Origin of the sequence: Humidesulfovibrio sp. (assembly GCF_035560995.1) — a bacterium.
Lineage (GTDB): Bacteria > Desulfobacterota > Desulfovibrionia > Desulfovibrionales > Desulfovibrionaceae > Humidesulfovibrio.
In genome coordinates, this window is record NZ_DATMYK010000173.1 from 1 (window position 1) to 8,816 (window position 8,816).

General features: G+C 69.9%; 7 protein-coding genes. 4 read left to right on the forward strand and 3 right to left on the reverse strand.

Annotation, left to right across the window (positions count from 1 at the left end):
• Nucleotide 1: 1 nt before the first annotated feature.
• The 3 genes from VN419_RS06655 to VN419_RS06665 are packed head-to-tail and all read right to left on the reverse strand — an operon-like array spanning nt 2 to nt 4,023.
• Nucleotides 2-574, reverse strand: coding sequence for a (2Fe-2S)-binding protein (locus VN419_RS06655; protein ID WP_325645745.1), 573 nt, complete (start codon nt 572-574; stop codon nt 2-4).
• Nucleotides 571-2,910 carry a xanthine dehydrogenase family protein molybdopterin-binding subunit gene (locus VN419_RS06660; RefSeq protein WP_325645747.1) on the reverse strand — a complete coding sequence of 780 codons (2,340 nt, stop codon included), beginning with the start codon at nt 2,908-2,910 and terminating at the stop codon, nt 571-573. The genes VN419_RS06655 and VN419_RS06660 overlap by 4 nt, the downstream gene beginning before the upstream one ends.
• Before the next feature lie 6 nt (nt 2,911-2,916).
• Entirely contained in the window at nt 2,917-4,023 is a 1,107-nt protein-coding gene (locus tag VN419_RS06665) for a GNAT family N-acetyltransferase (RefSeq protein WP_325645749.1), read from the reverse strand.
• A 252-nt stretch (nt 4,024-4,275) separates the two neighbouring features.
• Here VN419_RS06665 and VN419_RS06670 point away from each other — a divergent pair, with 252 nt between their 5' ends.
• From VN419_RS06670 to VN419_RS06685, 4 genes are read left to right on the forward strand one after another with little or no spacing between them, the layout of a single operon-like run.
• Nucleotides 4,276-5,301: an ABC transporter substrate-binding protein gene (locus VN419_RS06670; RefSeq protein ID WP_325645757.1), complete on the forward strand. Its 1,026-nt coding sequence runs from the start codon at nt 4,276-4,278 to the stop codon at nt 5,299-5,301.
• The gene (locus tag VN419_RS06675; RefSeq protein ID WP_325645751.1) at nt 5,298-7,313 is read left to right on the forward strand and encodes a SpoIIE family protein phosphatase; all 2,016 of its coding nucleotides are present in this window, start codon (nt 5,298-5,300) and stop codon (nt 7,311-7,313) included. Before VN419_RS06670 ends, VN419_RS06675 begins: the two co-directional genes overlap by 4 nt.
• A 24-nt stretch (nt 7,314-7,337) precedes the next feature.
• Entirely contained in the window at nt 7,338-7,670 is a 333-nt protein-coding gene (locus tag VN419_RS06680; RefSeq protein ID WP_325645753.1) for an STAS domain-containing protein, read from the forward strand.
• Between the two features lie 9 nt (nt 7,671-7,679).
• Nucleotides 7,680-8,150 (forward strand): ATP-binding protein, encoded by a 471-nt coding sequence (locus VN419_RS06685; RefSeq protein ID WP_325645755.1) that lies wholly within the window; start codon nt 7,680-7,682, stop codon nt 8,148-8,150.
• The last annotated feature ends 666 nt before the right edge of the window (nt 8,151-8,816 follow it).

An 8,816-nucleotide genomic window follows, 5' to 3' on the forward strand; every position in this document is an offset into this window, starting at 1 on the left:
TTCATGGCGTACCGCCCTTTTTGCGCGTCGCCACGGGCTTCTTGCGCGATGCCCGCGCGACATCGCGCAGTGGCCCGGCATCATGCAGCGGCCCGGAATCGCCCCGCATTTTTCGCGCAGCCTCCTCCACGGCGTCCACGATCATCACGTAGCCTGTGCAGCGGCACAGGTTGCCGGAAATGGCCGTGCGGATGTCCGCGCGCGTGGGGTCCGGGTTCTCGGCCAGCAGGGCGGCGGCGGCGATGCTCATGCCCGGCGTGCAGAAGCCGCACTGCACGGCCCCATGCTCGGCCAGGGCCTGCTGGATGGCGTGGGGCGCGGCCTCATTGCCCAGGCCAGCGGGCGTGGTCACCTCGCGGCCTTCCAGTTGCGCGGCCAGCATGAGGCAGGACAGCTTGTGCGCCCCGTCCACGAGGACGGAACAGGCCCCGCACTCGCCCGTGCCGCAGCCTTCCTTCACATCTTTCATATCCGGATAGGGCGCCCCCATATCGCGCAGCAGGTCCACGGCGCGCCTGTCCGGGGCGGTCTCCACCTCGACATCCTGTCCATTGAGCCGGAAACGCAGCATCATGCGGACCTCCCGCGTTTGGCGGCCAAGCGCCGGGGTTTGAGCGCCGCCAGCACGCGCTCCGGAGTCAGGGGCAGGCGCCGCAGCAGCCGGGGGTCGCAGCCGCAATGGCGCAGGGCCGAGGCCACGGCCGGAGCCGGGCCGTTCAGCCCCACCTCGCCCACACCCTTGAGCCCGCGCGGCCCGCTGTCCTCGCAGCCGTCCACGGCCAGGGACGCGATGTCCGGCAGATCCAGCGCCGTGGGGATGAGATACGTGGTCAGGTCGCCGGTTCTGATGCGCCCGTCCCGGAGCTGGAAGTCCTCGAGCAGCGCGTAGCCCAGGCCCTGGGCCGCGCCGCCCTGGGCCTGCTGGTCGAAGCCCTGCCGGTGCAGCACACGGCCGCCGTCCGTGGCGCACACGTAGTCGCACACGCGCACCCGGCCCGTAAGCTCGTCCACCTCAATGCGCGCCAGGTGCGCGGCATAGGCGAAGAGCAGGTGCGGAAAGCCGATCATGAAGCCCTGGGCCGAGCCGGAGACCTCCCGGGCCACGGGCATGAGGAACTCGGCCACGCAGACCCGATCGTCGCGCGGGAGGAAGCGCGCCAGCACGGCCAGGGGCAGGGCCCGGCCCGTGGGCACGTGGACCACCCTGCCCGGCTCAAGGCGGAGGTCCTCCAACGTGTCGCACAACAGCGCCATGGCCGCGCGGCTGAGGAGCCTGGCCTTGAGCGCGGCGCAGGCCTTGAGCAGCGCGTTGCCGAAGGTGTAGGTGGTGCGCCCGGCGGAAGAAGACCCGGACGGGTGGCAGCGCTCGGTGTCGGGCAGGGTGAGGCCAATGGCGGCGGCGTCCTGGTTCAGCTCCTGCGCGGCCAGAAGCGCAAAGGCCGAGGCGTTGCCCTGGCCCATGTCGGCCACGGAGACATAGATATGGAAGCCGCCCGCCTCGGTGAACTCCACCTTGGCGATGGCCATGTCCGGCAGGCCACGGCCGTAGCCCATGCCGTTGAACACGGCGGAAAGGCCCACGCCCCGGCGCGTGAAGCGCGGCGCACAGGCGCGCCAGTCCTCGCGCCCGGTCCACAGCGGGTGCTCGGCCAGGGCGTCCAGGCAGGCCACGAGGTCCGTGGAGCCCGTGAGGCGCACGCCGCAGCTGTTCTCGTCGCCCTGCGCCAGGGCGTTTCTGCGCCGCAGTTCCAGCGGGTCCAGGCCGAGCCGCGCCGCCAGCTCGTCCATGAGGCCCTCGAAGGCCGGGCTGGCCTGGGCCACGCCAAAACCCCGGAAGGCCCCGGCGATGGGATTGTTGGTGTACACGCAGCGGCCCGTCACCCGCGTATGGGGAATGCGGTAGGGCCCGCAGGCGTGCTCCATGGACAGTTCCATGACCTCGCCGCCCAGGTGGGCGTAGGCCCCGGTGTCGAAAAGCATGTCGCACGCAAAGGCCAGCAGCCTGCCCTCCGTGTCCGCGCCCAGGACGCAGCGCAGGCGCGCGGCGTGGCGCTTGAACCCGGCGAGCACGCTCTCCTCCCGGTCCCAGGCCATGCGCACCGGCCTGCCCCCGGCCTTCAGCGCGGCCAGCGCCAGCAGGCACTGCACCGTGGCCCCGTCCTTGCCGCCGAAGCCGCCGCCCAAATGTGGCGCGCGGATGCGGATGGACAGGGGGTCAAGCCCCAGCGCCGCGCCGATCTCGAAGCGGTCGCGGAAGGGGGACTGGGTGCTCACGGTCATGTCCAGGCCGCCACCCGGCTGCTGCTGGGCCACGCCACACTGGACCTCCAGAAAGGCGTGCTCCTGCACCGGGGTGGAAAATTCGCCGCGCAGCACCACCGGCGCGGATTTCAGGGCGGCCTTCACGTCGCCCTTACGAATCTCTGCGCGCATGAGCAGATTGCCGCCCGTGCGCCCCGCGTGCACCAAGGGCGCGCCGCGTTTCAACGCCTCGGCCGGGTCGAAGACTCCGGGCAGGGGCTCGATGTCCGCGCGCAGGGCGGCCAGTCCGGCGCGCAGGGCTTCGGGCGTCTCGGCCAGGACCAGGGCCACGGGGTCGCCCGCGTGGCGGATGACCTCGCCGCAGAGCACGGGCTGGTCCTTGTGGATGATGCCGTGCAGGTTCGGGCCGGGCACGTCCGCGGCCGTCAGCACGCGCAGCACGCCCGGAACCGCCAGGGCGGCGGCGGTGTCCACCCCGCGCACCCGCCCGCAGGCGATGCCGAGGCCGGCCCCGGGCCGGTAGGCTCCGGCATGCAGGCAGCCTTCGGGAATATGATCGAAGGCATAGCGCTCCGCGCCCGTGGCCTTGGCCAGGGCGTCAAATCTGGGTGGCGAAAAAGGCCGGGTTGGCGCGTGACGCTGCGGCATGGCCCGCTACTCCGGCACCGGCAGGATGGTCGCCTCGGGCGCGCCAAACTCGCGCGCGGCGCGCTCCATGTCCTCCACCACGCGCCGTCCCAGCTCCTGCATCTCTTGGGTGTGCAGGCGCAAGCCCGCAAGGCTGGCGGGCGCCATAAAACGCTGGAGCATGACGGCGTCCGGTCCGGGCGCGGTATCGCCGAACCACAGGGGCATGTAGGCGCAGAAGAAAAAACCAGCCTGGCGGAGCAGTTGCGCTGCCCGGCCCGCCCAGGCCTCGCCCAGGCACAGGAACACCTGCGCGACCACAGCTCCGTCCCGGCGCGCGGCCTCAAGCTCCGCAGCCAGGCGCGCGGCGAAATCCGCACCGATGCACCGCACGGTGACGCGGCGCACCCCGGCAAAGGCGAAGTGCCGGGATTCCATCACGCTGGCGGCCTGGGCCGGGATTTCGGCGTCGCCCGCGGCCACCTGGCGCGACAAGGGCCAGTTGCCCATGAGGCCTTGCACCAGGCCGCCCCATTCTCCGGGCAGGAACAGCGGGCCGGGCGTGTCGCGGTCCACGCGCTGGGCGTACAGGCAGCTGGCCCGGCCGATGACGCCCTCGCCCGCGTAGGCGCTTTCCGGCATCAAGCCCAGCTCCAGCCCGCAAGCCACGAAGCCCGAGCCGTGGATCATCTTCTGCGTCGCCATGTGGTGGCACACGGCCTCGCCGTAGATGCCGTCCACGCCCTCGGCCTTGCCGAACAGATGTTCCACGGCGAAGCGGTGCAGGCGGTAGGCGGCGGAGGTTTGCCGATAGGCCTTGTCCACCATGAGCTGGCCGTATTCGTAGAAGCGCGGGTTGGGCGGAGAACTGCGGTAGATGGCCGCGTGCCCGGCGATGGAGCCGTCCGGCGCGCAGGCCACGATGGTGTGGAACCGGCGCGAGCGGTTGGCCTCGATGAGCAGATCCGGCGCGTAGGGCTCGTCCACAGGGTAGCTGTCGGCGTAGGTCTGGTAGAACAGGCGACCCACGCCGGGTGCGTCCTGGGGCTGGAAAAACCGGTATTCCAGCTTCTGGCCCGGGGTCAGTTCGGCATAGCCGGCCTTGAGGGCGGCCAGGGCCTCGTCTCGCGTCATTGTTCCACCTTCGGCGCGCCGGGCGGCGGGGTTCCCGCAGCACGGCGCGGCATTTGGAGCAGAAATACGCAGGTACGCCATGGAGGTAGCAGATCGGTTCCGTCCCGGTCAATAAAGCCGTGCCGCGCACGAGCCGAGGCTGGACAGCCCGTGGTCTTCAGGATACGAAAAAGCATGAGCAAAGGCATGGCGTTATCGTCCCGTTGCGGGGCAGGAAACAGGAAGGCGTGGCGGACCTGCTCCTTGGCCTGCATGCTGACCTGGGCCCTGGCCCTGTGCCTCGCCGGGTCGGCGTTGGCCCAGCAGGCCAATGTCCAGCCAACCGCCGCCCCCCCGGGCGCGGAGCCCAAGCGCGTGGCCCTTGTGCTGCAATGGCAGCCCCAGGCCCAGTTCGCCGGGTTCTACATGGCCCACGCCAAGGGCTTCTACCGCGAAGCCGGGCTGGACATGGAGCTCATCCCCGGCGGGCAGGACGTGGTCGCCTCCCGTCTTTTGGCCCAGGGCCGCGCCCAGTTCGCCACCATGTTTCTGGCCACGGGCATAGAGCGCCGGGCCGAGACCCAGGGCACCCCGCAGGCCATGGTCCATCTGGCCCAGCTGGTGCAGCGCTCGGCGCTGATGCTCGTCACCCGCGCCGATTCCGGCATCAAGGAGCCCAAAGACCTGGACGGCAAGCGCATCAGCCTGTGGGACAACGAGTTCCGGCTCCAGCCGCAGGCCCTGTTCAAGCGCCTGGGCATCCAGCCGCGCATCCTGCCCCAGTCGAGCACTCTGGGCCTGTTTCTGCACGGCGGCGTGGATGCCGCCTCGGCCATGTGGTACAACGAGTACCACACCCTCTTGTCCTCCGGGCTCGATCCCGGCGACCTGCGCGTGTTCTTCTACCGCGACCTGGACCTGAACTTCCCGGAAGACGGCATCTACACCCTGGAGAAGACCCTGCGCGACGACCCCGCCCTGTGCCGGGCCGTGGTGGCGGCCAGCCTGCGCGGCTGGCTCTACGCCTTTGAGCACCCGGAAGAGGCGCTCGACGTCGTGCTGACGCGCATGCGCGCGGCCCATGTTCCCGTCAGCCGCGTGCACCAGCGCTTCATGTTGCAGCGCATGCGGGACGTGATGCTGCCCACGACGAACGCCGAGCCGCCCCTGGGCGAATTGCAGCGCGCGGACTACGACCGCGTGGCCGGCGCCCTCACCGGGCTCGGCCTGCTTAAGCAGGCGCCGGGCTTCCACGATTTCTCGCGCGGAGACGCGCTATTCCCCGGAGGCACGCATTGAGACCCATTTTCGCGCAAGGGCTGGCGTTCCGGCTTTCGGCCCTGGTGCTCACCGGGGCCGGGGCGGTGCTCGTGGCCATCGTGGCCACCACCTACCTGCTTGCGCGGGAGGCGCTGCTGGAGCACGCCGAGACAAACGCCCGCAACATGGCCCAGGCCCTGGTGAACCGCATCGAGTCCATGCTGGCCCCCATTCCCAGGGTGGTCCAAGGCATGGTCTACGACATCGAGGACGGCGAGCTGACCGAGGAGGCCATCTTCCAGCGCCAGCGCCGCCTGCTGGCCGACAACGAAGGGCTATACGGCACCGCCCTGGCCTACGAGCCCGGCGGGCGCATTCCCGGCCGGGAGTACTACGCGCCCTATACCTTCCGCACGCCGCTGGGCCCGAAGACCACCTTCCTCGGCGGTTCGGACTACCGCTACCACAGCATGGACTGGTACCAGATCCCACGCGAGCTGGACCGCGCGGTGTGGAGCGAGCCCTACTTCGACGAGGGCGGCGGCAACGCCCTCATGTCCACCTGCTCCATGCCCTTCCACCGCGTGGTGGACGGCAAGAAGGTGGTGGCCGGCGTGGCCACGGCGGATGTCTCCCTGGAATGGCTGAAGCGCCTTGTGGCGGGCACCTCGGTGCTCGAGACGGGCTACGCCTATCTCATCACCAGAAACGGCACCTACGTGACCCACCCTGCGCCGGGCGTGGCTTTCAACGAAAGCATCTTCAGCCGGGCCGAGGAGTTCGGAGACGAGCAACTCCGCCGCATCGGCCAGGACATGATCCGCGGCAACTCCAAATTCGTACCCCAAAGAAGCCTGCACAGCGGCAAGCCCGGCTTCCTGGTCTACGCGCCCCTGCCCAGCACGGGCTGGTCGCTGGGCGTGTTCTACCCGCGCGACGAACTGCTGGCCTCGGTGAACCGGCTGGCGCTCATCGCGGCCGGGCTGGGCGGCGGCGGCTTCATCGCCTTGACCCTGCTCATCGTCTTCATCGCCCGCAGCATCACCACCCCTCTGTCCCGGCTCACCGCGGCCGCGCGCGAGGTGGCCGGAGGCAAGCTGGACGCGCCCCTGCCGCAGCTCACCTCCCGCGACGAGGTGGCCGAGCTGGCCGAGAGCTTCGGCCACATGCAGACCTCCTTGCGCGACTACATCCGCGACCTGACCCAGGCCACGGCCAGCCGCGAGCGCATGGAAAGCGAGCTGCGCATCGCCCACGACATCCAGATGGGCATTCTGCCCAAGATCTTCCCGCCCTTCCCGGACACGAACGAGATAGACCTTTTCGCCAGCCTGACGCCCGCGCGCGAGGTGGGCGGCGACTTCTACGACTTCTTCCCCTGCGGGGAGGACCAATTCTGCTTCCTGGTGGGCGATGTCTCCGGCAAGGGCGTGCCGGCCGCCTTCTACATGGCCGTGGCCAAGACCCTCATCAAGGCCGTGGCCGAAAGCTCCGGCACGGGCGGCCAGCGCGCCAGCGACTTCCTGCCCGGCGGCGCGGTGCAGGCCACGCGGCGCTGCACCGATCCCGGGCGCATTCTGACCCGCGCCAACAACGACCTGGCCCAGGACAACGAGTCGTGCATGTTCGTGACCATCTTCTGCGCCGTGCTGAACATGAAGACCGGCGAGCTGCGCTACGCCTCGGCCGGGCACAACCCGCCGGTGCTTTTGCGCGCGGGCGGCGCCGCGTCCTATCTGCCCACCCGGCAGGAGCCAGTGGCCGGAGCCATGGAGGGCGTGGCCTACACCTCGGACACCCTGACCCTGGCCCCGGGCGACGGCCTGCTGCTCTACACCGACGGAGTAACCGAGGCCATGAATCCGGCCCTGGAGCTGTATGGAGAGGAACGCCTGCTGGCCCGCATCGAAACCGCAAGGGACCTGGACGCCCGCGGCCTGTGTGAGAACCTGGCCGGAGCGGTGCACGGCTTCGCCGCCGGGGCCGAGCAATCCGACGACATAACCCTGCTGGCCCTGCTGTACCAGGGGCCGGAACAAATCGAGGGCTGACGCCCCGCACGCCTGGAGGCATTCATGGATTTCACGCAGAGCAAAGAGGGCGCCTTCCTGGTGCTCGCCGTGGCCGGACGCATGGACACCATCACCGCCCCGCAGTTCGAGGCCCAGTGCCTTGCCTGCCTGGAGGCCGGAGACAAGCGGCTGGTGGTGGATCTGGGCGGGCTTGAGTACATCAGCAGCGCGGGCCTGCGCAGCATCCTCTCCGCAGCCAAGAAGCTCAAGGCCGCCGGGGGCGACATCGCCTTCTGCGCCCTGTCCGGCATCGTGGCCGAGGTCTTCGCCGTGTCCGGCTTCAACAAGCTCATGCCCGTGTTCGCCACCCGCCAGGAAGCCCTGGCCCGCGCGTAAGGCGGGCCCGTGCGGACCCTGCGCCTGCCCGCCAGGGAGGAGAGCCTCCCGCAATTCCGCCAGCTTGCCCTGGAGGAAGCCGCGCGCGCAGGGCTCGACACGGCCGCGCTGCAGCGCGTGGAGCTGGTGCTGGAGGAAGCCCTGGTGAACGTCATCCGCCACGCCTACACGGAGGAAACCCCGGACGAGGCGCGGCCGGTGGAGCTGACGGGCGGCGCGGACCCGGACGGCGGCTTCGTGCTGGCGCTCTCGGACTGGGGCCAGGCCTTCGACCCCGTGGGCGCGGCCGATGGCGAGGACGGCTCCGACGCGGAGCTGCTGGCCGGGCTGGAATCGAACCTGGAGGCCGACCTGGAGCACCGCGAGCCGGGCGGCATGGGCCTTTTCCTCATCCGCACCATGAGCCGGTCCGCGTACCAGCGCACGAACGGGGCCAACGTGCTCACCCTGCGCTTCCCCCAGGACGCGGAGACGGACTAAACCCGGCAGGCCGATCGGCCCTTCCCTTCGCACACCGTGCGCGCGCCCGCACGGCACACGCCCTGGGCGCAGCAGCTCCTGTCCCCTTACGCCTAGCCACAATGCGCGAAACGCTCCCCGCCCGACCCGGCGCGGAAGATTTTTCGCGTGCCAAGCCTTCTGGCCAGCATTTTATCGTCTGGACGAAAGACAGGCCCAGCGCATTTCCATACCCTTCGCTGATGTCAGACTGGATATGTCTTTGACCGTGCCCTTTGCCGGCACCGGTTGCAGCCGTGCCAAAATGACGCCCGCCTCGGCGACCCGTCAGCCTTTCAGAACATCACCGCCTATCAACTTTCACGATACCCGCCAAAGTGTCGCCACTACAAACGCCACGTTGCCTTGCAATGCGGCAGGAAGGCGGCGCGGCGGATGCCGTGGCGCGGCTTCCTTTGAAGGCCCGCATGCTCCGGCGCGCGCCAACCGGTTCCCGGCACAGGTGCTGCCTCCGCAGGGCAGGCCTTCCGCCAAGTCCACCGCGCCCGTTCCCCGCAGAGCCCCGGAATTTCCGCCACGCGAAGCCGGGCATCGCTTCTTGAGGCCAATCCGACCATCTGGCGCGGCTTTGCATCGCGCGCCCCGAACGGGCTTGTCCCTGCGCCTGTTTTGCACCCTCACCCGCTG